Source organism: Saxibacter everestensis (assembly GCF_025787225.1).
GTDB classification, from domain to species: domain Bacteria; phylum Actinomycetota; class Actinomycetes; order Actinomycetales; family Brevibacteriaceae; genus Saxibacter; species Saxibacter everestensis.
In genome coordinates this window covers 3,026,761-3,050,902 of the sequence record NZ_CP090958.1, presented here as the reverse complement: position 1 = coordinate 3,050,902, position 24,142 = coordinate 3,026,761, and the positions used below count along the sequence as shown (strand labels likewise).

The window sequence follows — 24,142 nt, the reverse complement described above, 5'->3', positions numbered from 1 at the left end:
TGCCGCGAGCACCGCGGCTATACCTCGATAACGAGCTTGCCGAAGTTCTTGCCCTTCAGCATGCCGATGAACGCGTCGGGCGCATTATCCAGTCCCTTGACCACGTCTTCGCGGTACTTCACCTCGCCGGACCTCACCCATGCCGACATGTCGCGCCGGAAGTCAGCGAACATGGTGGGGACGAACTCGGTCTGGATGAACCCGCGGATCGTCAGGCTCTTCGACAGAACATCGCTGAAGAACCGCGGCAGCTTGTCGGGGCCCTCTGGCGCGCTCGTGTCGTTGTAGTGCGCGATCCGCCCGCACACGGGCACCCTGGCGAATGTGTTCAGTCTGGGAAACACCGCGTCCCATACGTGGCCGCCTACGTTCTCGAAATAGACATCGATGCCGTCAGGCGTCGCAGCGGCGAGATTCGCCTCGAAGTCGGGGTCGCGATGATCAACGACCTCATCGAAACCGAGCTCTTCCTTGACGTATCGGCACTTCTCCGGTCCGCCGGCGATGCCCACCGCCCGGGCGCCCTTGAGCCTGGCTATCTGGCCGACAGCTGACCCAACCGGTCCGCTTGCGGCGGCAACGACGACGGTCTCGCCGGGTTTGGGCTTTCCGAGTTCGAGCAGTCCGGCGTATGCGGTGAACCCAGGCATTCCGAGCACCCCGAGCGCCGTCGACGGCGAGAGTCCGTTGTCGTCCAGCTTTCGGACAGCGGACGCTTTCTCAACGGCATGAGACTGCCAACCGGAGTACGACAGGACGAGGTCGCCTTCGCTCAACGAGTCAGACTTCGAGCTGAGCACCTCGGCGACCGTGCCGCCTTCCATCACGTCACCCACCTCCACCGGCGCGGCGTACGATTTTGCCGCGCTCATCCGGCCACGCATATAGGGGTCGAGCGAAAGGTATTTCACCCCGAGCAGGACCTCGCCTTCCTGCGGTTCGGGCAGGGCAGTGGATTCGAATCGGAAGTCCTGCTGCGTCGGCTCGCCGGAGGGCCTGGAGGCAAGTAGGATCTGTTGGCTGTCTGTCATATCTGTACTCCTGAAACTACCGGTTGATTACGCGCCGAGACGTTGCTTGACATCGGCAAGCGATGGATTTGTCGCCGAAGTGCCGTCCGGAAAGAGCAGCGTGGGAACTGTCTGGTTGCCGCCGTTTACTTCCTCGACAAACTCTGCCGTGCCCGGGACTTCCTCGATGTTGACTTCCGCGTACTCGATGCCGGCGGCATCCATTTGGGTCTTCAGGCGACGGCAGTAGCCACACCAGGTCGTCGAAAACATCGTGACTTTGCCGGCTTCGGGCAGGTGTTCCATCAAAGTTCCTCCACATCCGCGATTGCGCTTACTGCGCCTCCTCATCTAACCGCGCCTCACGCGCCTTTATGCCTTACTACCCATGTAAGACAGGGCACACCTGCCCTGGGTCGCAGCAGCGTGGCAAGCTAAGACTGTGCCGAAAACCAAGCTTCTTGTCGACGTTGACACCGGGATAGACGACTCCCTCGCGCTGCTGTACCTGCTGGCATCTCCAGAGGCCGAAATCCTTGGCATCACCTGCACCGCAGGCAATGTAGGCGCGCGCCAGGTAGCGATCAACAACCTTGCCTGGTTGGAGCTTTGCTCGGCGTCGGACATCGAGGTCGCGCTTGGTTCTGAGATCCCGCTGGTTGAGCCGCTGCGGACCACCGAGGAAACCCACGGACCGCAGGGAATTGGCTATGCGGAGCTTGACCCGCCGCGCCGGACACTTTCGGACCGGCACGCCACCGAGGTCTGGATCGATGCCGCCCGCAGGCACCCGGGCGAAGTCATCGGCCTGGTGACCGGCCCGTTGACCAACCTTGCCCTGGCGCTGAAAATCGAGCCGGAATTGCCGTCGCTGCTGCGCCGGCTTGTCGTAATGGGCGGCGCGCTTAATCATCCCGGCAATACCTTTCCGACGGCGGAGTGGAACGTTTCGGTAGATCCGGAGGCCGCGCAGATCGTCTTTGCCGCGTTCTCCGGTCTACCCGAAGAACGGCGGCCGCTGTTGTGCCCGCTCGACGTGACCGAACGAATCGAGATGCTGCCCGCGCACATCCATCAGTTGGCCGAACTGGCCGGATGCCACGAGTTCGAGTGGCTCCGGGCCGAAGACGAACGCGGACGACGCTCGACGGCATCCAACGCGGTAGTGCGGCACGTCTCGGACGCAGTCCGCTTCTACCTGGAGTTCCATCAGGACCACGGCCAGGGATATCTTGCGCATATGCACGATCCGTTCGCGGCTGCCGTCGCACTGCACCCCGAAATTGCGGTGACGACGCCTGCCGTGGTCGACGTGGAACTGCTCGGCACTCTCACTCGCGGCTCGACGATCGCGGACTGGCGGGGGATGTGGGGACGCGAACCAAACGTTGCCGTCGTGACCGACACGGATCCGGCGGCGTTCTTCAGCCACATGATCGGCCGGATAGCCGCCCTCGCACGAGAGGTGGGCTGAAGGATGACGAGTACGGTGCATCATTTCAGGCGCAATCAGGCGCTGCTGATCGTCGCCCAGTTGTTCTCCGGCGTCGGGATCGCCTCCGGCGTGGCCGTCGGCGGATTGCTGTCCGAAGAAGTATCGGGAACGACGTCTGCCGCCGGCTTCGGGCAAACGGCGACTGTGCTCGGCGCGGGGCTGGTCGCGATGCCGCTGGCCCGGATGGCCGGACGACACAGCCGCCGGTGGGCGCTGACCATCGGATTCGGCATCGGCGCGCTCGGCGCGGCAATCATCCTGCTTGCCGCCGCCTCCACCCAGTTCTGGCTGCTGCTCATCGGCATGCTGTGTTTCGGGTCGGCGACGGCGGCCGGCCTGCAGTCACGTTATGCGGCTGCCGAGCTCGCACCGCCGGCTACCCAGGCCCGGGCGATGTCGATAGTGGTCTGGGCGACCACGCTCGGCACGGTGGCAGGGCCCAACCTTTCGGAACCGGGCAGCCGGCTGGGGCAACTGCTCGGCATGAACCATCTTGTCGGGCCGTATCTGTTCGCGGTTGTCTCATTCGGGCTCGCGGCACTTGTCGTTGCCTGCCTGCGAACATCGGTCCCCTCATCCCGGCGTCCAGCGCAGGCAGGTGACACGGTGGCGTCGTCCGTACCCGTTGAACCGGGTAAGCCGGTGGGCACGGCTCAGGCCCTGCGTGAGGCAATTTCGCGTCCGAACGCGCTCTTCGCGCTGGTGACCATTATCGGCGGCCACATGATGATGGTGTCCGTAATGGTGATGACCCCGATTCATATGAACCACGGTGGTATGTCGCTGGAACTTGTGGGAATCGTGATCAGCGTTCACGTGCTGGGCATGTATGCCGCCAGTCCGCTGTTCGGCTGGTTGGCGGACAAGATAGGGGCGCGAACCACCGCATTGACCGGTGCCGGGATCTTCGCGATCGCGATCGTGGTTGGTCTGCTGGATGCGACGTCCGGACACAGCAGTATGGGGCGGATCAGTATCGCGCTCGGTATTCTCGGTCTCGGCTGGTCATGCTGTCTGATCGGCGGTTCTGCGCTGCTGAATCAGTCCATCGATGAGGAAGCGAGGGTGCCGTTGCAGGGTGCGTCCGACGCAATGATGAACTTCGGCGCCGCGATCATGGCGGCGCTGGCCGGGCCTGTCCTGGCCAACGGCGGCTTCCTCTGGATCAACCTGATGGCAGCCCTTATCCTGCTCCCGCTCATTCTGCTGGGCGTGCGGGCGGTCGCGATCGGCCGCAGATCATCGCTGACCGAAAGCGCCGCCGAGCCTGCGTCCAACTCGCACCGCAGCTGAAGGTAAATGTGCGAGTTGGCCGCTTGCCCGGAACGGCTCAGCTCGAGACGTTCTCGCGAACCGGGTCCTTCGTTGGCGCCTCGTAGCCACGCGGGGACGGCTTAGCGAAGAATGCCACCGCGACCAGGCCGATCACGACGACCGCGGCCGGCAGGTACAGCGACTGTCCCATTGCGGTGGCGAAGCCTTCACGGAGTGCCTCCGGCAGTTGGCCGCCACCCAGTGAAGGTTCTGAGCTGCCAGGCGCGGCGTTCGCCGCCTGGGGCAGATTCGCGCTGATTCGCGCCTGCATGAGTGCCGCGATCGCCGCACTTCCCAGAACGGCTCCGACCTGACGGGTGGTGTTGTACACGCCCGAACCGGCACCGGCCTTGGCCGGCGGCAAATTACGGGTTGCCGTGGTCGATAGCGGCGCCCAGATGCCCGCATTCGCCACGCCGAGCAGGGAGATCGGCAGTAGGAGCTGCCAGATGACGACATCCGGTGACAGAATCGCGCCAAGCCAGAAGAGCGAGATCGGCAGGCTGACGAAGCCGATGATCGCGATGTAGCGCGGGTTGACCCGGTCGACCAGCTTGCCGGTGACCGGTGCGAGACCGCCGGAAATAATCGCCATCGGCGCCAGCATCAGTGCCGACTGGGTCGGGCTGAGCCCGCGAACGTTCTGCGCATAGAGCATCAGCGGAAGCGCCATCGCGGTGATGGCGAAGCCCATCGTCGTGATGCCGACATTTGCCAGCGAGAAGTTTCGATCCCGGAACAGGCCCAGGGGCAGCAGCGGCTCCCGCCGGTTGAAGTGCTGCCAGATGACGAATGCCACGAGCACGACAATGCCGACGATGATCAGGCCCCAGACCGAAATCGGCCCGGCAATGCTGCCCCAGTCGAAGCTCTCGCCCTCCTGGATGCCGAAGACCAAGCAGAACATGCCGATCGCGCTGAGCGCAACGCCCAGGACGTCGAAGCTGTGCGAGTGCGTGCTGAGTTTCGGCACGAGCCGCCACGCCAGCACGAAGCCGACGATGCCAACCGGCACATTGATGAAGAAGATCCACTCCCAGCCCAGCGAGTCCACGAGCAGGCCGCCGAGAATTGGCCCGACCAGAGTCGCGACGCCGGCAACCGAACCCCAGAGCGCCATCGCCGAACCACGGCGGTTCGGCGGAAAGATCCGGGTTATGACCGCCATAGTCTGCGGCGTCATCATCGCGGCGCCGAGCCCCTGCAGAACCCGGGCGACGATCAAAGTTTCCACCGTCCCGGAGAACCCGCACCAAGCCGAGGCTGCGGTGAAGGTGACCAGGCCGACCAGGTAGAGGTTTTTCGGTCCGACCCGGTCGCCGAGCCGGCCGGTAATCAGCAGCGGAACCGCGTAGGCGAGCAGATAGGCGCTAGTGACCCAGATGACCGAGTTGATGTCGGCTTCCAGCCCGGTCATGATGGCCGGCGTCGCCACCGAGACGATGGTGCTGTCCACCAGGATCATGAAGAAGCCGAGAACCAGCGCCCAGAGCGCCGGCCAGGGGCGGGTGACGTTTTCCAATGTTTGTCCTTAAATCTTGCTTGCTAAGTTTTGTTTGCTGAAATGCAGGCGTTGCCGGGCGACTCGTCGAAGCTGAGGTCGGGCAGGTTCTCGATCCAGGGCATGTCCCCGGACGCGAGCCGACCGAGCAAACTAGTCAGCCATTCGAGTTCCGCGGCCCGCATATGTTCCTGGTAGCCGAGGTCTACCCAGAACATCTCCGGAAGTTGTCTGCCCCTAATCTGCCCGATGGCACTGACAGTCTCATGGTGCTCGGCGATGAGGGTCGCGATCCGTCGCTCCAGGAGATCGATTGTCCGCTGGCGATCCAGAGTGTGCGCCTCGGCGATCGCCACCACGAATTCCGGGTAGACCCGGGCAGGCGCCTCCAACATTTCGGCGACCCGATCGCCCAGCGACACCACGCCCTGGTCGGTAATCTCATACGTTGTGCGTTCGGGGCGGTTTCCTGAGCGTTCGGTGCCCGTGGCGCGGATCAATCCCTGAGCGGCCAACCGGTCGACAGCGTGGTACAGCGAGCCGGGACGCAACTTGATGGTGCGATCCTGACGGCGCTGCACGCTCAGCTGGTACATCTCGTAGGGGTGCATTGGACGTTCCCGGAGCAGCCCAAGAATGCAAACGCTCATCGGATTGAGGGTGGGTTTGTCAGATGCGGACACTGGTGGCCAATCGAACGGGACGGTAGCAGTTCGAGGCTTGCTACTCCGGATGAATTATTCCAGTTGGAATATACGCCGGTTCAGGCCGTCTCGTCAAAATGATCCGGGGCAAACAGGCTGGGGCCGGGCGCGCAAAGGAGCGTGGAAACACCTGCCCCAGCTGCTCTTCGAAGCGTGCCGCGAGTTCAGTCGTCCTTAGAGGCCCCACCCACGGCGAAGATTCGCAAAGATTGTCTGCAGGGTCGCACTGGGCGATGATTCTCGTGCCGCGATGTCCGGGCTTTCGAGAATGAACCGCGCCAGCGCCCGAACGGACGGGCCGGCGAGTACCTCATGCTTCGACAATTCAGCCGCCAATGCGTCCTCGCAATCGGTCCACTTCTGACGAACGTGCGCCCGTAGCTGCGGGGTGGAGAAGATCAGTGCCAACAGATCTTCCCGCTGGCCGCCTTCTTCCCCGAATGGCAGTCGGCTGACCATGAACGCTTCGACAGCATCCAGTGGGTCGGTATCGTCCGGGCGCTGCTCGATCGCACGGACGAGTTCCGCTTCGCGGTCCTCTTCGCGATCGAAGACCAGGGCGACCTTGCCGCCTGGGTAGTACTTGAAGAGTGTGGTCAGTGCAACGTTCGCTTCCTCGGCGATTTCGGCGACTGTGACCTGATCGAATCCACGCTCAAGGAATAGCTTGGTCGCCGCGGCGTGCAAGGCCTGTTTGGTTTGTATTCGTTTGCGCTCCCGCAAGCCACCGCTAGTTGCCATGGAGTAATACTAAGCAAAAAGCGGCTCAACTGTTATTTCGTAGCTATAGCAATTATGTAGTCACTACGTTTTCGCATAGGCTTTACATATCGTTCGAGCCGGGCGCACCAGCACCCAGATTTGTGCGAGCGCCGTTTGGAGCGGATGGATACGGAGTCGACAGCCGGCCCCGAGGAGACGAAGGAATTACCGTGACGAAGACTGCAATCATCAATGCCCGGATCTTCGATGGCGAGAGGCTGCTCGAAGCGTCCACCGTGGTGGTCGACGGAACAGACATCGTCTCGGTCGGCGGAGGGATCCCGAGCGATGCACGAATCGTGGATGCGGCAGGTGGGACCCTGCTTCCCGGGCTCATCGATTCGCATGTGCACACCTCCGTCGAGGCACTCGAACTCGCGCTGACGTTCGGCGTGACTACCGAGCTCGAGATGCAGGGCATCTCCACCAAGAACAAGCGCGATCATGTCACGAACAACGACCGTGTTGCCGACGTGCGCTCGGCAGGATTCGGCATCACCCCTCCCGGCGGCCACCCGAGTGAACTCATGGGCGGCGATCACGAGGACAATGATCAGGCCCCGTGGGAAGACGCAGGTGACGGCGAGGGCGCGAGCCTCTGGGACGACGTGGTGATGCCGTTCTCCACAACCCCCGAAGAAGCAGTCGCCTTCATCCCCAAACTTGCCGAGACCGGGTCGGATTACATCAAGTTCATGATCGACGACGGAACAGTCGAGGGTGCGCCCGGACTTCCGCTGCTGGGTGATGACGTCGTGATGGCAGGCGTCACCGAGGCGCACCGCCACCAACTCCTCACAGTGGCGCACACTCTCACTGTCGATGCCACCCTGACTGCCGTAAACGCCGGTATCGACGGGTTGGTGCACCTGTTCATGGACCAGCCCCACACGCCTGCCATCATCGATCAGGTCGCAGCATCCGGTGCGTTTGTCGTTCCCTGCATCGTCCTGAATGCCTCAATGATGGGGATCACGGCCGCCGAATTCGCAGCCGATCCCCGAGTCGGTTCAAAGCTCGACGAGGCATGGATCGCGACCCTGCACGGTAGCTACAACAAATACCCCCAGGGCAACCTTGGTGATGTACTCGCGTCCGTCAGGGCCCTACATGAAGCCGGTGTGGACATCCTCGTCGGCACCGACGTCTCTTTCCCACTGCCGATTCTCGGTGGGATGGCGCACGGCGCCAGCGTTCATCATGAGCTGCAGTTGCTGGTTCGGGCAGGCCTCAGCCCGTTGGAGGCACTCCGCGCCGCCACCGCAACGCCCGCCCGTCGCTTCGGGCTCGACGATCGTGGGCGCATCCAGGAAGGCCGTCGAGCCGACCTGCTCCTCGTCGACGGCGACCCGACCGCGAACATCTCCGACACGCTCAACATTCGCCAGGTCTGGCGTCGCGGTACCGCACTCACCCAGAACTGAAACCTCAGAACGTCATACGCAAGAGAACTCACCATCGGATCTGTTTCGCTGATGCCGGCGTCGGTAAGCCCGTCTCCGCCCGCCGATAAGCCAGCCGGGACATTTCGGACCGCACCTGGAGGTGTCAGCCCGACTTCCCGTCAATGTGACGGGGGATGACGCCGGTGTTTGCGTGGGCAGGAACCCGACAACTAAGTTTCAATTGTCAGCCAATGAGACCCGGCAGGTCTCAACCGCAAAGGAACCCGATGACAGCACGCAACAACTCACAGATCTGGGCGCTCGCTTCACGCTTCGAAGCCCTGGACTGTTGCCTGTCGTCCCTTTGCTGCTCACTGCGTCGCCCGCAAGCCTCCAGCTAGGCTGCTGACGACCGCGGCGGATAGTGTCCGGTCGACCTGATCCGGCGAAGCGGGATTTCCCTGCTGCGCCCGCGCGGCGCTGCTGGCCTGCGGCACTGCGCGCCGCCGCCCGCCCGGTTCGCGGCATCCGTTATTAGCCGAGCTGATCGAGCGTCGGGCAGAACCAGTGCAGCGCTGAAGCAGCTTCGAACCTGACCGGCGCCGCGCCGAAGCCGCTTTGAGTCCGACCGGCGCCGCGCCGAAGCTGTCTGCACGGCAGCCCCGATCCGAACCGGCGCGAGCTGCCGATCCGCCGTCTGCCAGCCAGGCCGTCCATCCGAGCGTCGTCACCGCTGCGTCCGCATCCGAGCGTCGAGTTCGCGAATATGTCCCCGCCAGCCGACAGTCCACGTCATTGACCTTTCCAGGAGAACGACATGCCCCTCGTCCCCACACCCACGTCCGGCAGCCGCGGTAAGCGCGCCGTCATCCGGGCGGCCGGCGGTGCCGCCGCCACCATTGCCGTTCTTGCCCTTGTCGCTTGCGGCGGCGCGAACACTGCTAAGCCGGCGTCCGGTGACAAGCCGCAAAAGGGTGGCACCCTGAGGGTCGCCTACGACAGCGACCCGAAGTGCCTCGACGGTCAGCAGGTTGGAAACAACACCGCGCTGAATGTTTCCCGTCAGGTCGTCGATTCGCTGACCGACCAGGATCCGAAGTCCGGAAAAATAACCCCTTGGTTGGCGAAAAGCTGGGAAGTCAGTGACGACTCAACCAGTTTCACATTTGCACTACGCGACGATGTGAAGTTCTCCGACGGCACAGCGTTCAATGCCGAATCGGTCAAGGCGAACTTCGAGAACATAGTTGACCTCGGCGCGAAGTCCACCCTCGGCTCGACCTACCTGGCCGGTCTCGACACGATCGAGACTCCGGATGATTCGACCGTCGCGGTCACATTCGCCAAGCCGAACGCGCAGTTCCTGCAGGCTACATCCACGATGACGCTCGGCATCTACGCGAACGCCACGCTGCAGGTGTCTCCGGAGCAGCGTTGCGAGGGCGAGGTCATCGGTTCGGGCCCCTTCACCCTGGAATCGTTCACACACAACCAGTCGGTGAAGCTCAAGCGGAACGATGATTACAACTGGCCATCGGAGCTTTCGGACCACGAGGGCGCCGCCTACCTCGATGGGATCGACATCTCGATCACGCCCGAAGCCTCGGTGCGTAACGGCAGCCTGATCTCCGGGCAGGTCGACCTGGACACCGCGGTTCAGGCCCAGGATGAGGCGAACCTGGAAGCCGGTGACTTTCCGGTGATTTCCCGGGCCAACCCGGGCGTCGTCTACAACCTCTTCGCCAACGAATCCAAACCGATCGGCGGTGACCTCAGGGTGCGCCAGGCCATCAACAAGGGGATCAACCGGCAGGAGCTCGCCTCGGTTCTTTCCGCCCATCAGGCCCCGGCGAGTTCGGCTCTGGCCAAGTCGACGCCGCTGTATCAGGATCAGTCCGAGGCTCTGGTCTTCGATCCGGATGGCGCCAAGGCGTTGCTGGAGGAGGCAGGCTGGACCGAGGGGTCCGACGGGATCCGGGAGAAGAACGGCAAGAAGCTGTCGGTGAAAGTCACCTACTGGCAGGACGCGCCGTTCCTCGAGCTGGTGCAACAGCAGCTGCGCCAGATCGGTTTCGATCTGAAACTGGACAAGACCACTATCGACGAGGTCAGCAGCCTGCAGCAGACCGGTGAGTTCGAGTTCCAGTTCTACAACCTGACCCGGGCAGATCCGGACATCGTCCGGACGGTGTTCCACGCCGGTGGCCGGAACGTCAACTACCGCAAGCCGGGCAAAGTGGACGAGCTGCTTGATCAAAGTCAGGGCACCCTCGATCAGGACAAGCGCCGGAAACTCGTCGCCGAGGCCACCAGCCTGTTGATCCGAGACGGTCATTCGATCCCGCTGGTCGAGCTTTCCGGGGTGGTAGCGACGGCGAAGAACGTGCACGGTTTTCGCTTCGAAGCGTCCTCACGTTTCCAGTTCTATGACACCTGGCTGGCAGCGAAGTGATGGCCCCATCAACCCTGCGACGTGGGAAGTCGGAAGGCCGGCCGGCGACGGTAACGTCGGTTCGCCAGTCGGCGGCCCGGACGACGGGACGCAGGCTGCTCGCCCGGCTTGGCCAGTCGCTGGTCGTGCTCTGGGCGGCATTCACTGTCAGCTATCTCATCCTGTTCCTGCTGCCCGGTGATCCGGTCGCGATCATGCTGAACAACGGCGGGGAACAAGGAGCAGTCGATCCAGCACAAGCCGAGGCGCTGCGGGCGGAGTACAACCTGGATAAGCCGCTGGTCGTTCAGTACGCCATCGCGCTGGGCAAGGCGCTGACCTTTGATCTGGGCACGTCGATCCAGACCGGCCAGCCGGTGACCGCGGCAATCGCGCAGGCACTGCCGCTGACGGCGCAACTCACCGGAGCGGCAATTGTGCTCGCGGTTGTGGCCGGGGTGAGCCTCGCGGTCGCGGCGACCTACAGCCAGCGCCGTTGGCTCAGGAATCTGTTGCTGTCGGCACCGTCGCTGGGGATCTCAATCCCATCGTTCTGGCTGGGGCTGGTGCTCCTGCAGTTCCTGTCCTTCCGCCATCAGATCTTTCCGGCAATGGGCTCCGAGGGGATCAAGTCACTGGTACTTCCGGCGATTACTCTGGCCGTCCCCACCGCGGCGACCATCGCCCAGGTGCTGGCCAGATCCTTGGCGGGTGCCTGGAACCAGCCGTATATCAGCGCGATCAGAGCGAAAGGGCTGAGTCGGCTCGGGCTGCTCACCCGGCACGCGCTGCATAATGCGGCGATTCCTGCTCTGACCATGACCGGGGTGATCGTCGGCAACCTGCTGGCCGGTTCGGTCGTCACCGAGACGGTGTTCTCCCGGGACGGGGTCGGGCGGCTCGCGCAGGCTTCGGTCGGTTCGCAGGACATTCCCGTGGTTCAGGGCGTTGTGCTGCTTGCCGCGCTGATCTTCGTGAGCGTGAACCTGCTGGTTGACCTGGTCTATCCGCTGCTCGATCCTCGGCTTCGCACACAAGCACCGGCCTGCACGCCCAGCCGGTCGATTGAACTCGCGCTCGTTACGGCACAGGAAAAGGACATCCCATGACTCAAACCAACCTCCGGGATCGGATCGCGAGCCCCGGCGGCATCGTGACCGAGGGCATCAGCAGCTCAACCGAACGGCCGTCTGCGTTCGCACCCGAAACCTCGAAGCAAAACCCGGCTGAAACGGCTGGCGGGAACTATCCGGGGAATCCCGCCGCGCGACAGCGGACGGGGCGGACGTCGAGCATCGGCAGTTTCCGGTTCCTCCGCAAGTCGGCTTCGATCGTCTCAGTCGCCGTCCTGGCCGTCGTGCTGGCCTGGGCGCTCGTGCCGACCCTGTTCACCGACGCCGACCCGATCACGGGAAATCCGGCTGCCCGGTTGCGGCCGCCGTCTGCCGAGTTCCTGTTCGGCACCGACCAACTCGGGCGGGACGTATTGGCCCGGATGATTCACGGTTCGTCATTGTCGCTGCGAGCAACCCTGATCGCGGTCGCCATTTCCTTGGTGGTCGGTGTCGTGATCGGCCTGATCTCAGGTTTCTTCGGCGGCCGGGTCGACGACATCCTGATGCGAATAGTCGATGTCCTGATGGCGATTCCAGGCCTGCTGTTGTCAATGGCGATCGTGACCGCGTTGGGCTTCGGAACGGTCAACGTGGCGATCGCGGTCGGAATCGCCGCAGTGGCTTCCTTCGCACGACTGTCCAGGGGCGAAGTGATCCGCTGGAAGAACGCCACGTTCGTCGAGGCCGCTACCGCCTCCGGTGTCCGTACCGGCACGGTGATCATCCGCCACGTCCTGCCGCACGCCGCCGGCCCGGTTCTGGCGCTTGCCGCCCTCGAGTTCGGCACCGCGGTACTCGCCGTGTCATCGCTGAGCTTCCTCGGTTTCGGTGCGCCTCCACCCCAGCCCGAGTGGGGTCTGCTCGTTGCCGAAGGACGGGACTTCCTGGCGAGCGCGTGGTGGCTGACGACGTTACCCGGCCTCGTCGTTGTCGCCGTCGTACTCGCCGCGAATCAGCTGTCGCGAACTCTGCAATCAAGGGAAGGCACATCATGAGCAGGCCGCTGCTGAAGCTAAGCCATCTGGCGGTCAGCTACCTGACCCGCAGTGGCCGGGTCGACGCCGTCAACGACGTCGACCTCGAGGTACGCGAGGCGGAGACGGTTGCCATCGTCGGCGAATCCGGTTCCGGGAAGTCAACCACCGCCGACGCACTGGTCGGCCTGCTGGCCGGAAACGCACGGGTGGATGCCGACGTACTTGAGTTCGAGGGCGAAGACCTGCGCGGGGCAAACGAAAAGACGTGGCGCGCGCTACGGGGACGTCGGATTGGATTCGTCCCGCAGGACCCAGGTGCCTCGCTCGATCCGGTAAAGACAATCGGCAGCCAGGTGACCGAGGCGCTCACAGTGCATGGGATACCGAAACGCGAGGCACGAGCCCGCTCGGTCGAGGTGCTCGACAGCGTCGGACTTCCCGACCCGGAGTACTACAGCTCGCTCTTTCCGCATCAACTATCCGGTGGCCTGCGGCAGCGCGTATTGATCGGCATCGCCCTGGCCGGCAAGCCTTCCCTGGTTGTCGCGGACGAACCGACGAGCGCGCTGGACGTCACCGTACAGCGCCAGGTGCTCGACCACTTCGGCAAACTCACCCGGGAGACCGGCACCGCAGTCCTCCTGGTGACTCACGATCTCGGAGTTGCCGCCGACCGCGCCGACCGGCTGATGGTTATGCAGTCCGGTCGGGTTGTCGAGGCCGGCGCTGCAGACGAGGTTTTCGCCGACCCGCAGCATCCGTACACCCGGAAGTTGCTGGCTGCGGCGCCGAGCCTGAACAGCGCCCGGCTTCGGCCAGCCATACCGGCAAGTTCGGCTGTCACCGCGCCTCGGGGAGCGATCCTCTCGGCGACCGGGCTGGTCAAAGACTTCGGCAACAGGCACTCTGCCGGCGCGCTCGCCGTCGATAACGTGTCGTTCGAGGTTCCTCGGCACGGCACGCTCGGCATCGTCGGGGAATCCGGCTCTGGGAAGTCCACGACGGCGCGCCTTGTGCTCGGCCTGGAGCAGGCGACCGCGGGGAAGGTGACGTTCCGAGGCGCCGGGACTGAGTTCGGGAACGGGAGTGGATCCGGGAACGGGTCCGCAACCGCGGCGCCATCCGGGGTTGCTGCGGCATCCGCAACCGCGGCGCTATCCAGGCCTGCGAAGGGCAACGTAACAAGCGAACTGAGCGTTCGTTCTCTCTCTCGCGGCGAGTTGCGGGACTTCCGGCGCAGCGCGCAGTTCGTCTACCAGAATCCGTATGCATCGCTGGATCCGCGCTTCACGATCGAACAGATCGTCACCGAGCCATTGCGCGCCTTCAGGCAGGGCGACCGGAAGGCACGCCGGATACGCGCCATCGAACTGCTCGATGAGGTGGCACTTCCCGCTGCAACGCTGGCCCGTACTCCGCGTGAGCTATCCGGCGGGCAGCGGCAGCGGGTCGCGATCGCGCGGGCTTTGGCGTTGCGGCCGGAACTAGTGGTTCTCGATGAGCCGGTCTCGGCGCTCGACGTTTCCGTGCAGGCCCAGATTCTGCAGTTGCTGACCGATCTGCAGGTCGAGCTGGGGCTGAGCTACCTGTTCATTTCACACGACCTGGCCGTCGTGCGGCAGATTTCAGATCGGGTCGCCGTGATGGCCGGCGGAAAGATCGTGGAACAGGGCACCACCGCGCAGATTTTCACAGATCCGCAGACCGAATTCACTGCCCGGCTCCTGGGTGCTATCCCCGGACAGCAACTCGGAGATGGGCAGAAAATCACAGATCAGCAGCTTGCGGTCCAGCAGCAGAGTAACCAGCCAGTGGGAGCACACTAATGCCAAACACTTCAGAGCGCCGCCAGGTTCACCTGGCGGCTCATTTTCCCGGTGTCAACAACACCACCGTCTGGTCGGATCCGGCCGGCGGCAGCCATATCGAGTTCGAATCGTTCAGGCATCTCGCGCAATCGGCCGAGCGCGGGCTCTTCGACTTCTTCTTTCTGGCCGAAGGGCTGCGACTGCGCGAGCACCGAGGGAAGATCTTCGACCTCGACGTGGTCGGCCGACCGGATACCCTGACTGTGCTCTCCGCGCTGGCGGCGGTGACTCAGAACATCGGTCTGGCCGGAACCTTGAGCGCGACGTATCACGAGCCTTACGAACTTGCTCGTCAACTGGCGACCCTCGATCACCTTTCCGGCGGCAGGGCGGCATGGAACGTGGTCACCACAAATGACGCGTTTACCGGCGAGAACTTTCGACGCGGCGGCTACCTGGAATACGCCGACCGCTACAGCCGTGCCAACGACTTCATCCAGACAGCGAGGGAGCTGTGGGAATCGTGGCCGGAGGAGTTCGCGTCGATAGCCGGTACTCGGGCAGCGGGTGCGCCGATAGCCGGGGCCATCGATCCCGGACTGTACAGGCACCGCTCCAGGTTCTTCGACATCGCTGGCCGCTTCCCGGTGCCGCGCAGCCCTCAGGTGCACCCGGTTGTGTTTCAGGCCGGTGACTCGGACGCCGGACGCGAGTTCGCGGCTGGCGCTGCCGATGTCATCTTCACCCGGCACAGCACGCTGGAGGATGGCAAGGTCTTCTACGCCGACATCAAGCGCCGGCTGGCAAAGTATGGTCGAGGCGAAGATGAGTTGAAGGTCTACCCCGGCGTCACCTTCATCCTCGGCGACAGCCAGAAAGAGGCTGAAGAACGGGCCGACCAGGTCAGGTTGCAACAGGTCTCGGGACAGGGCGCCATCGCCTTCCTCGAACAGGTCTGGGGCCGGGACCTGAGCGGCTACGACCCCGATGGTCCGCTGCCTGATATCGAACTCGACTTCGACAACACCTCGATCACCCGCGGACGGGTTCGCCACACCAAAGATCCTCGCGCCACGGCCACCGAATGGCGCGGTATCGCTGACGCCGGAAAGCTCTCGATCCGCGAGCTGGTCATCCAAGTCACCGCTCGGCAGTCATTCATCGGGACGCCATCGTCCATCGCCGCCGAACTGGACGACTTCGTGCAGCAGCGCGCGGTTGACGGTTTCATCCTGGTGCCACATCTGACCCCAGGCGGCCTGGACGAATTCGTCGACCGGGTCGTGCCCGAACTGCAGAACCGTGGCGTCTACCGCACGGAGTATTCCGGAACAACATTGCGCGACAACCTGGGCCTGGGCAGCTTCCGGGGACAGTCCGACTGGGCAAAGTGGCGTGAAGCAGCGCAGACCGAAAGAGAGGAAGGCTAACCATGGCGAAGATAGTCACGCTGTCCGGCAGCCCGTCGAATCCCTCGCGTACCGATGCACTGCTGGCCTACGTCACCCGGCTGCTCGCCGGCCAGGGCCATGACGTGCAGGCGATCAGCGTGCGCGACCTGCCAGCCACGCCGCTGCTCGCGGCAGACGTTTCGGATCCGGAAATCCGGCACGCTATCCAGGCCCTGACCGACGCAGATGGCGTGGTGATCGGCAGCCCGGTCTACAAGGCAACCTACTCCGGGCTGCTCAAGTCGTTCATCGACCTGCTACCCATGACCGCGCTGAGCGGCAAAGCAGTTCTGCCGCTGATGACCGGCGGTTCGACGGCGCACGTCCTGGCGCTGGATTTCGGGCTGAAACCGTTGCTGTCCATTCTGGAGGCGACCAGTATCAGCGCGGGACGGTTCGTGCGTTCGGCCGACATCACCAGTTATCCGGATGGCGGCGTCGTTCTCGAAACGTCGGCTGCGCAGGCAGTGCTGGAAACGACGACGTCGTTCCTGGCCGAGTTGCGGCTGCGTGCTCCCTTTGATGTCGACGCGGCGGATCGCGATGCATCCGCGAGGGTTTCGGCACCCGAGCTGGCAGCTCCAAGGCCTGGATCGATTGCGCCGTCTGCACGACCCGAGCCGCCGTCCGCACGACCCGAGCCGCCGGCACCGCGTGCCCGGCACACCCGGGTGCCGGCCGAGGACCTCGAGGTGCGCAAGGTTGCGCCGGACGATCCGTTGCTGGTTCCGCTGCGCAGCGAGCTTGCGGTCGAATACTCCAGTCGCTACGTGTTCGCGCCTGGGACCGCGCTGGAGGGACTGCATCAGGAAGAGGAGGAGAACCGGCCGGATACTTTTGTGCTGCTGCTGCACGACGGCCAACCGGTGGCCGGCGGAGCGATCCGGCCCTTCGAGACCGGGACCGCAGAGGTTAAGCGGGTGTGGACAGCTACCAACTATCGACGCCAGGGCCTGGCCCGGCGCGTGATGGCGGAGCTCGAGGCAGCGGCGCGTGAGTACGGCTACCGACGGCTGTTCCTGACCACGGGCAACCGCCAGCCCGAAGCCAGGGAACTGTACCTGCGAGCCGGTTACACCCCGCTCTTCGACCCGAACGAGGACCTGAACCAGTTGAAGAAGCTGGCCTTCAGCCGCGAGCTGTACCCGGCTATCGCCGGGGCAGAGCGTGACCAGACGAACGACCATAACCAGGCGGATGAACTCAGGCAGGAAGCATCATGACGAACTTTATTATCGGTGTGGGGCTCGACATCGGCACCGCCGGCACCCGCCCGCAGGATGTCGCCGAACGGCTTTCCGGTGCGACCCAGCTCCGGGCTGCGCAACGGCTTGAAGCCGCCGGCATCGACCTGCTGACGCTCGGCGATTCGCTGGATGCGCTCCCGCCCGACGACTCGGTGTTTCACGCTCGCCTGGATGCGCTGAATCTGTTCTCCTGGCTCGGCCCGCAGACGTCGCGGATCGGCCTGATCCCGACCGTCACCGTGACGCACACCGAACCATTTCTGATCGGCACCGCAACCGCAACGCTGGACTATTCAGCGCGGGCACGGTCCGGCTGGCAGGTCGGAGTATCGACAGCCGGGAGTGAAGCCGGCAACGTCGGACGTCGACGCGCCGCCGATTCCGACAGCGTCTGGCGGGAAGCCTCAGAGGTCGTCGACGTGGTCCGTAAGCTCTGGGACTCGTGGGAGGAAGGCGCGGAGATCCGCGACCAGGCTACCGGTCGCTTCCTTGACCTGGGCCAGGTGCACTATGTCGACTTCGAGGGAACAGACAGCGTGGGGGAGACCTTCACTGTGAAGGGTCCATCCATCGTCCCGCGTCCGCCGCAGGGCAACCCGGTTGTGACGATCGCTGTCGACGACGAACCGTCGCTGCACGTAGCCGCGCAATGCGCAGATCTAGTGCTGCTTCCGATCTCCGACGCCCAGCCGGAACTTGAAAGCCTGCCCCGGAAACTGGACGAACTGCGCCGCGCGATCGTTGCGGCCGGACGCTCAGCGCAGGACGTCCGGATACTCGGCTCGCTGCGATATTCCGCGGTCGGGGCTGGTAGCGGGTTTACCGGTGGTCACGATCTCTCCGAGCGAGCAGCCGGTTGGCGCGGACTCGGCCTCGACGGCCTTCACCTACTTCCGGACAGCCTCGACGACGGTGTCTCCGCAATTGTTGACGAGCTGATCCCGGCACTTCGCGCAGCCGGGGTGCTCGATGGGCAGGCGGCAGACGCCGAGACTCTGCGGCAGAGGCTGGGACTGCCGGCCGCCCAGAACCAGTACGCCAGGCGGTAACCGTGGCCTATCGACGTCCAACCGTGGTGTTCGTTGGCGGCGGACCACGAACCACCGGCCTGTTGGAGCGACTGGCGGCGAATGCGCCGTCCCTTTTCTCCGGCGCGGGAGCGGATCTGCATGTCGTGGATCCGTTTCCGGCCGGCGGCGGTCGGATCTGGCGGCGGCAGCAATCGCCCTTGCTATGGATGAATTCGATGGCTGAGGACGTCACGATCTTCCTGGATGATTCGGTGCAGATCGAGGGGCCGATCGTAGACGGCCCGAACCTGGCCGAATGGGTGGTAGGCGAAGGTCGTGAGCGGGTGCTTGCGTCGGGGCTCGGTGCCGAGCTGGTGGCGTTCACTCCGCGCTCGTTTCCGTCCCGCGCCCTGCAGTCGCTCTATCTCGGCTGGGCCTTCGAGCAGGCAGTTGCCGACTTGCCCGCGGGGTTCTCCCTCGAAGTCCATTGGGATCGGGTTGTGCGGTTGACTGAATCGGATCGGACGGGCGGACTGGTCGGCGACCATTCGGCCGGTGTCGACTCGGCCGGCGATCGATCAGCTGGCGACCATTCGACCGGGCGGCAGCTCGTCGAGCTGGAATCCGGCACCATCCTTCGTGCGGACATCGTTGTGCTTGCGCAGGGGCACCTCGAGATGCTGCCCGATTCCGGCACGGCGCTGCTCAGGGACGCTGCCGATCGGCACGACCTCGTCTATGTTCCGCCGGGGTATACAGCGGATGTGGACCTGTCGATTGTGCCGGAACGGGAGCCGGTGATCACTCGCGGCTTCGGCCTTGCCTTTATCGACGCGATGGTGTTGCTCACCGAAGGACGTGGCGGCCGGTTCAACATCGTGGACGGCCAGCTGAACTACCAGCCGAGCGGGAGGGAACCGATCCTCTGGGTGGGGTCGGGCCGTGGAGTCCCGTACCACTCGAAACTCGGCTATCAGATTCCCGGTCTGCCGCGCGGGAATGCCAGGTTTCTCGACGACGAAAGTCTCGGGTGTGAGCCCGGATCGGCTGAGGTACTTGACTTCGACAGGGACATCGAGCCCTTGATCGACTGGAACCTGTGCTTTGCGCACTACGAGGAACTGCTGCGCCGGCATCCTGACCGGGTGGAAGCGGACTGGCCGGAATTCGAGCGTAGGCTGCAGCAGATTCGGCCCAGGCGAGGCGTCGAAACGTCTGCCTCTAATTCCGAGGAGTTCGCCGGGTACGTTTCGCGGGTCGTCCCTGATCCCCGGGACCGCTTCGATCTGCGCGGCATCGATCGTCCCTTTGACGGCCTGCGCACCGCTAATCGCGAGGAGTTTGAAAAACACCTGGTCGAGTACATCGAATCAGATCTCGACCGGCGTGCCGATCCCAGATTTTCTCCGGATCTCGCCGTGTTCAACGCACTGCTCGCCGTGTACTTCAGAATCCGGGAGCTGGTTGTGCAGAACCGGTTCGGCGTGCAGGACCGGACCGAAAAGATCGACCACCGGCTGCACGGGCTGTTCTCCTTCATCGCCAGCGGGCCGCCGCCGGAACGCCTCGGCCAGCTGCTTGCCTTGCATCGAGCCGGGATCGTACGCTTCGCCGGGCCGGAGTTGTCGGTAACTGTGCAAAACGGCGAGTTCGTAGCCGCCTCGCCGGCGATTCCGGAGCCGATTCAGGCGCGGGCACTGCTGGACGCGCGGCTCGCCGAAAGCTCGGCAGCACGAGCCGCCGATCCGCTTATCCAGGGCCTGTTGGTTGCCGGTGAGCTGCTGGTCGAGCAGGACGATAGCGTCAAGGAGCTGGCCCGCCGCGGCCAGGGCGCTGGTTGGAAACCGCCAGAGCACAGCAGGGCGCCTCGCGGTTCCAAGCTGGTGGCCGACGCCAACAGCCATCCGATCCGGGCGGACGGTTCCAGCCATGACCGTCGGTTTCTGATCGGTCCTTCGGTGTCCGGCGGTGCGGGCGAGGCGGCGTTCGCCAGGCCGCAGACCAACGCTCCGGTGTTTCGGAAGAACGACGCCATCGCGCGGCAGTTGCTCGGGCTGCTTGAGGGACTGCCCTAACGGACGGGAAGCCACGCCGGCTCGGAACGTTCGTACTGACTCGTTCGTATCGGCCGGCAGGTTTCGATCAGATTGAAGCGGGCAAAGAAATGCCACACCACTTACGGGAGAGAATATGTCAGTAACAAGCAGCAGCACAGCCGGTCTGGTCAGCGACTGGGAGGAGTGGCATGCCCGGCGTGAGGCGGACCTTTCGGTGCCCTACGGCTGGCTGAGCCTCACCAGCTTTCGCTGGTTGAGCGAATCGGCGGAGCCGATTGCTGGGTTCCCCGGACTGTGGCGCACGGATGGCGAACGCGCCGTGTTCTCGGCGTCGGCGGGGGATGCCGTCGTCCAGCTTCGTCGGGGCTCTGCTGAGAGTGCAGAGGCGGCAGGGGCGGCGGGTGCCGGTTCGGCCGGTTCAGCTGCGGCCGACCCGTCCGGCGCAGACCGGCCGGTCGATGGCGAGCTGTCGATTGCGGTACCAGAAGGCGGCTCGGTGAATTGGCTGAGCGCGCCCGCAGCTGTGGGCGCACAGCCGGTTGTCGCCGAGGTTGCCCGGCGCGGCGGACGCTATGCCATCCGGCTTCGCGATCCGCAGGCGGCTACCCGGGTGAATTTTGCGGGCGTGCCTGCCTTCGACGTCAACCCGGACTGGATAGTGACCGGCAGATTCCAGCCGTATCCTGAATCCCGCCCGGTGGGCACCGGAACTTCTCGCGGGGATCTGAACACCGAGGCCGCCACGGTCGGCACGGTGGAGTTCGAGCTCAACGGCACTAGCCACGCGCTGATCGCGACCGGAACTGCTGAGTCCGGTCTGACCCTGTCGTTCTATGACCGGAGCAACGGCAACTCGACCGCAGAATGGCGTTTCGTCGGCATTGGCGTCCCGAACCCGGACGGCGAAGTCCTGATCGACTTCAACCGCAGCATCAATTTCCCGTTCTCATTCACGCCGTATGGAACCTGCCCGCGTCCGGTTGCCAGCAACGTCTTGCCAATCGCGGTGACAGCCGGCGAAAAGGAGGCTCGGACGGGCGACCGCCAACAGAATGGCACTCCTTGATTTAGAGCCGTCGATGGGCAGCTGGTGAGATTATCTGCTTTTCGTACGCCTCGTTCCGGGCGAAGTTGCTGATTCCCAGTTGGACTCCCGCTGGCTGTCTGAGGTGGCAATACATCTCGATCATTGTTGGCCCGATCCGCCAGAACGACGACGTTTCGCCGTTGATGCGGAGGTCTTCCCCCATTGGCGCGTCTTCCTCCGTTGGTGGCCCATAACGGGCGACGAGCTCAGTATGGATGGCGCGGTAGCCCGTTTCTACCTGTGCCGGTCGTTCGGGGGTCGGAACGTAGAGAAAAGCGCCGATCGAGAACAGTGAACCGTTGAACGACATGCAGTGAACCTGGGCGGGATCGAGGGCGGATGCGAGCACTGTTTCAGTGATCGCAGAAGTTTCCGTCGACTCCTTCTGGCCGGTCGGGATAAACCCCAACAGGTCGAAATAGTTCCCTAACTCCCCGTCCGTGCTGGGCCAGGGATTGGTTGTGATTGCCCCGACGAGGCTCGTGACTGCGTTTATGTCGGGCCGCAGGTCGCCGGTAGGAGAGTCATCCATGCTCAAGACGCTACTCCGTGATTGGCCAGCCGAGACTTTCGACAGGCTTGGCCGCGAGGTCCGGGCCTCGTAACGCTTTACGGCGGACTAGCTTACGGAACCCGGACCTCAGCGGGCCGTTCCGATCCGTTTAACCCGTCAGCTGCTCGCGGATGTCGATGATGGCGCTCGCCGCGATGTCGATTCCTCTGCTGGCGATTCCGATTGCCTCGCGTGACGTGCTGATTGCCCGAAGTTTATATTCATCGGTGGTAGCGGCTCTTCCGGTCCAGTAGGGCTGGGCGTGAGTGGTCGCATGCCATGGCGCTTCTTCGCGCAGTGCGGAAGAACTGACTCGATCAATGAGGTCTTCGTCCGGTGTCTGAATGAGTTGACTCAGGTGACGTTCATCAAGAAAATTTTGATGCCGCTATCACGGCATCTAACAGCAGCGAGTCGTTGGTCGAAGTTTCCGGTCCGCCATAACTCGTTGCAACGAAGCAGTGGTCAGCGTCGACGTCACCGTAGACAACAACGACTTCTTCCATCCCTGTCGAACTATTGTCGTCGTGGATGTTCCAGAGATGCACTTCTGGTTGGAGTGAGAGTCCGCTTAGGCCGTAAATCGGCGCACTGAAGGCGGCTTCCGGCAGTGGCTTAGGAAATCTCACCAGAAGATCAGCAACCTCGTGCTGACCGGCGTGGACTCGAAGAATCCTGCCATTATCGGTCGCATGCTCGGCAAGACAGCGCCTATCCGACGGCCTGATCCCTTCACTGGCCGGCTGTGAGCCAGCGCTGTAGTGCGGTAGCCAGTTGCACAGGCGCGTCGTACTGAATGAGGTGTCCTGCGTTGTCGATCAGCTCTAGCTCGGCGCCGGGAATCAGCTGCGCGAGCTGGGTGGCTCTGTCGGCGGGTATCCAGGTGTCGTTGCGTCCCCAAATGACCTTCACCGGAATGTCGATCGCGGCGTACAGGTCCTGAATCTCGTCCGTGTAGCGTTCGTCGGCCGCGGCGATCTGCCGGTAGAACGCGCCTTGCCCTTCGGCGGACAACCAGGGTTCCGTCAGCGCATTCATCTGTTCCGGCGACAGTCCGCGGTGGCTGGCCCCGGCGATATATGCCTCTAGTGCACCTCGGTGGATGGCGGTTGGCTGGGCGGCGAAGACCTCGGCGTTCTCCGCGACCAGACGGAAGAAATCTGATCCCCACGGGTGCAGGGCCACCACGTCGACCAGGGCCAATGAAGCGTAGGAAGCGCCGTGCAGCAGATGCGCCCGCAGCGACACCGCGCCGCCGTAATCGTGGGCAACAACCTGGGGCGATTCCAGCTCCCAGTACTGCAAAATGTCGCGCAGTAACTCGGCCTGGGTTCCCAGATCCACGTCATGTGATGGCTGTTTCGAGGATTGGCCGTAACCAGGCATGTCCCATAGATAAACAGAGAAGTCGGCGCTCAGCGCCTCGGCGAAGGGCGACCATACGGTTGACGACCACGGCGTGCCGTGGCACATCACCACCGGAGGTCCCAAACCCAACCGGTGCCATGCCACGGATCGGCCGCGCCACTCGAATCTGGATGACAATTCCATCAGCTCAGAATGCCACACCGTGCGGGGCCGACCGGCGACGGTCACCGATCCGGCGAGTAACGATCAGAGCGCGTCCGTGGAGCGGTTGTGGGCCTTGGCGTCGGGCGACGGCTCGGCCGATCGACGCGACCCAGCGAACGTGCCACGGCTGTATGCAAGCAGCAGGATCGCCATCACGATTCCGGCTAGCACGGCCGACGACCGGGCCGCCGCGCCCGTCCCGGCAATCAGGCCGACCCCGCCGAGTACTACGAGCGCCCCGCCGAGCAGATAGAACATCCGCTCACGAAAGGCCCATGCGAAGGGGATAAAATGCAGGCCGACAACGAGCGCGATCAGACTCGGCCGCAGCTCGGTATTCCCTGCCGAAGTCAGCCACCGCGTACCCACGGCGATCAGCGCGAACTCTGCCACGACACAGAGCAGGTAGACGGCGATCCCGGATGGCTTCGCCGGTACGAAGTGGCCAAGCCAGCGAGGCCGGGCAAAGAGATTCCACAGGCCCAGGCCCGCCAGCACGACAACGGCTGTCCTCGCAGCGATCGCGAGGGGCGTTGCCAAGTCGGTGGAGTACGAGAACACGAACAGGCACGCACCGGCAAGACCGATGACCGCTCCGACACGACGGGGATCGGCAAACCGCGGCGGGGTAACAGCGGCAGGTCTGTCGTGGCTCATAGTTTC

Annotated in this window: 20 protein-coding genes; 12 read left to right on the top strand and 8 right to left on the bottom strand. The window is 63.9% G+C overall.

Annotation, left to right across the window (positions count from 1 at the left end):
• Nucleotides 1-17: 17 nt before the first annotated feature.
• A complete protein-coding gene (locus LWF01_RS14445; RefSeq protein ID WP_349638061.1) occupies nt 18-1,031 on the bottom strand; it encodes an NADPH-dependent curcumin/dihydrocurcumin reductase in 1,014 nt (337 codons plus the stop codon).
• 27 nt (nt 1,032-1,058) lie between these two features.
• A complete protein-coding gene (locus tag LWF01_RS14440) occupies nt 1,059-1,316 on the bottom strand; it encodes a mycoredoxin (protein ID WP_349638060.1) in 258 nt (85 codons plus the stop codon).
• Nucleotides 1,317-1,452: 136 nt separating this feature from the next.
• On the opposite strand from LWF01_RS14440, the gene LWF01_RS14435 reads away from it, so the two are divergent.
• Complete coding sequence (locus LWF01_RS14435; protein ID WP_349638059.1) at nt 1,453-2,484, top strand: nucleoside hydrolase; 1,032 nt, start codon at nt 1,453-1,455, stop codon at nt 2,482-2,484.
• Between the two features lie 15 nt (nt 2,485-2,499).
• Nucleotides 2,500-3,798, top strand: a complete 1,299-nt coding sequence (locus LWF01_RS14430) for an MFS transporter (protein WP_349638058.1) — start codon at nt 2,500-2,502, stop codon at nt 3,796-3,798.
• A gap of 37 nt (nt 3,799-3,835) precedes the next feature.
• Here the strand turns inward: LWF01_RS14430 and LWF01_RS14425 are convergent, their stop codons facing one another.
• From LWF01_RS14425 to LWF01_RS14415, 3 genes are all read right to left on the bottom strand, one after another.
• Nucleotides 3,836-5,341, bottom strand: a complete 1,506-nt coding sequence (locus LWF01_RS14425) for a DHA2 family efflux MFS transporter permease subunit (protein WP_349638057.1) — start codon at nt 5,339-5,341, stop codon at nt 3,836-3,838.
• Between the two features lie 23 nt (nt 5,342-5,364).
• Complete coding sequence (locus LWF01_RS14420) at nt 5,365-5,970, bottom strand: PadR family transcriptional regulator (RefSeq protein ID WP_349638056.1); 606 nt, start codon at nt 5,968-5,970, stop codon at nt 5,365-5,367.
• A gap of 228 nt (nt 5,971-6,198) precedes the next feature.
• Complete coding sequence (locus tag LWF01_RS14415; RefSeq protein WP_349638055.1) at nt 6,199-6,765, bottom strand: TetR/AcrR family transcriptional regulator; 567 nt, start codon at nt 6,763-6,765, stop codon at nt 6,199-6,201.
• Nucleotides 6,766-6,956: 191 nt separating this feature from the next.
• Between LWF01_RS14415 and LWF01_RS14410 the strand changes: the two genes are divergently transcribed.
• The 10 genes from LWF01_RS14410 to LWF01_RS14365 all read left to right on the top strand — a co-directional run bounded on the left by LWF01_RS14410 (nt 6,957) and on the right by LWF01_RS14365 (nt 21,333).
• Nucleotides 6,957-8,210 (top strand): amidohydrolase family protein, encoded by a 1,254-nt coding sequence (locus LWF01_RS14410; protein ID WP_349638054.1) that lies wholly within the window; start codon nt 6,957-6,959, stop codon nt 8,208-8,210.
• Nucleotides 8,211-8,988: 778 nt separating this feature from the next.
• On the top strand, nt 8,989-10,623 hold the full coding sequence (locus LWF01_RS14405) for an ABC transporter substrate-binding protein (RefSeq protein ID WP_349638053.1): 1,635 nt from the start codon (nt 8,989-8,991) through the stop codon (nt 10,621-10,623).
• Nucleotides 10,623-11,711: an ABC transporter permease gene (locus LWF01_RS14400; RefSeq protein WP_349638052.1), complete on the top strand. Its 1,089-nt coding sequence runs from the start codon at nt 10,623-10,625 to the stop codon at nt 11,709-11,711. The genes LWF01_RS14405 and LWF01_RS14400 overlap by 1 nt, the downstream gene beginning before the upstream one ends.
• Nucleotides 11,708-12,712: an ABC transporter permease gene (locus LWF01_RS14395; RefSeq protein WP_349638051.1), complete on the top strand. Its 1,005-nt coding sequence runs from the start codon at nt 11,708-11,710 to the stop codon at nt 12,710-12,712. The genes LWF01_RS14400 and LWF01_RS14395 overlap by 4 nt, the downstream gene beginning before the upstream one ends.
• On the top strand, nt 12,709-14,520 hold the full coding sequence (locus LWF01_RS14390) for a dipeptide ABC transporter ATP-binding protein (RefSeq protein WP_349638050.1): 1,812 nt from the start codon (nt 12,709-12,711) through the stop codon (nt 14,518-14,520). Before LWF01_RS14395 ends, LWF01_RS14390 begins: the two co-directional genes overlap by 4 nt.
• Nucleotides 14,520-15,932, top strand: coding sequence for an NtaA/DmoA family FMN-dependent monooxygenase (locus LWF01_RS14385; protein WP_349638049.1), 1,413 nt, complete (start codon nt 14,520-14,522; stop codon nt 15,930-15,932). The genes LWF01_RS14390 and LWF01_RS14385 overlap by 1 nt, the downstream gene beginning before the upstream one ends.
• Nucleotides 15,933-15,934: 2 nt before the next feature.
• Nucleotides 15,935-17,176 carry an NADPH-dependent FMN reductase gene (gene ssuE, locus LWF01_RS14380; protein ID WP_349638048.1) on the top strand — a complete coding sequence of 414 codons (1,242 nt, stop codon included), beginning with the start codon at nt 15,935-15,937 and terminating at the stop codon, nt 17,174-17,176.
• Nucleotides 17,173-18,249: an LLM class flavin-dependent oxidoreductase gene (locus tag LWF01_RS14375; RefSeq protein ID WP_349638047.1), complete on the top strand. Its 1,077-nt coding sequence runs from the start codon at nt 17,173-17,175 to the stop codon at nt 18,247-18,249. The genes ssuE and LWF01_RS14375 overlap by 4 nt, the downstream gene beginning before the upstream one ends.
• A 2-nt stretch (nt 18,250-18,251) precedes the next feature.
• Nucleotides 18,252-20,285 carry an FAD/NAD(P)-binding protein gene (locus LWF01_RS14370; RefSeq protein WP_349638046.1) on the top strand — a complete coding sequence of 678 codons (2,034 nt, stop codon included), beginning with the start codon at nt 18,252-18,254 and terminating at the stop codon, nt 20,283-20,285.
• A 115-nt stretch (nt 20,286-20,400) separates the two neighbouring features.
• Nucleotides 20,401-21,333: a DUF1684 domain-containing protein gene (locus LWF01_RS14365; protein WP_349638045.1), complete on the top strand. Its 933-nt coding sequence runs from the start codon at nt 20,401-20,403 to the stop codon at nt 21,331-21,333.
• A 1-nt stretch (nt 21,334) separates the two neighbouring features.
• Here the strand turns inward: LWF01_RS14365 and LWF01_RS14360 are convergent, their stop codons facing one another.
• The 3 genes from LWF01_RS14360 to LWF01_RS14350 form a co-directional block, all read right to left on the bottom strand.
• Nucleotides 21,335-21,886 (bottom strand): hypothetical protein, encoded by a 552-nt coding sequence (locus tag LWF01_RS14360; protein WP_349638044.1) that lies wholly within the window; start codon nt 21,884-21,886, stop codon nt 21,335-21,337.
• Between the two features lie 753 nt (nt 21,887-22,639).
• Nucleotides 22,640-23,458, bottom strand: a complete 819-nt coding sequence (locus LWF01_RS14355; RefSeq protein ID WP_349638043.1) for an alpha/beta fold hydrolase — start codon at nt 23,456-23,458, stop codon at nt 22,640-22,642.
• A gap of 63 nt (nt 23,459-23,521) precedes the next feature.
• Nucleotides 23,522-24,136 (bottom strand): hypothetical protein, encoded by a 615-nt coding sequence (locus tag LWF01_RS14350; protein WP_349638042.1) that lies wholly within the window; start codon nt 24,134-24,136, stop codon nt 23,522-23,524.
• Between the last annotated feature and the right edge of the window lie 6 nt (nt 24,137-24,142).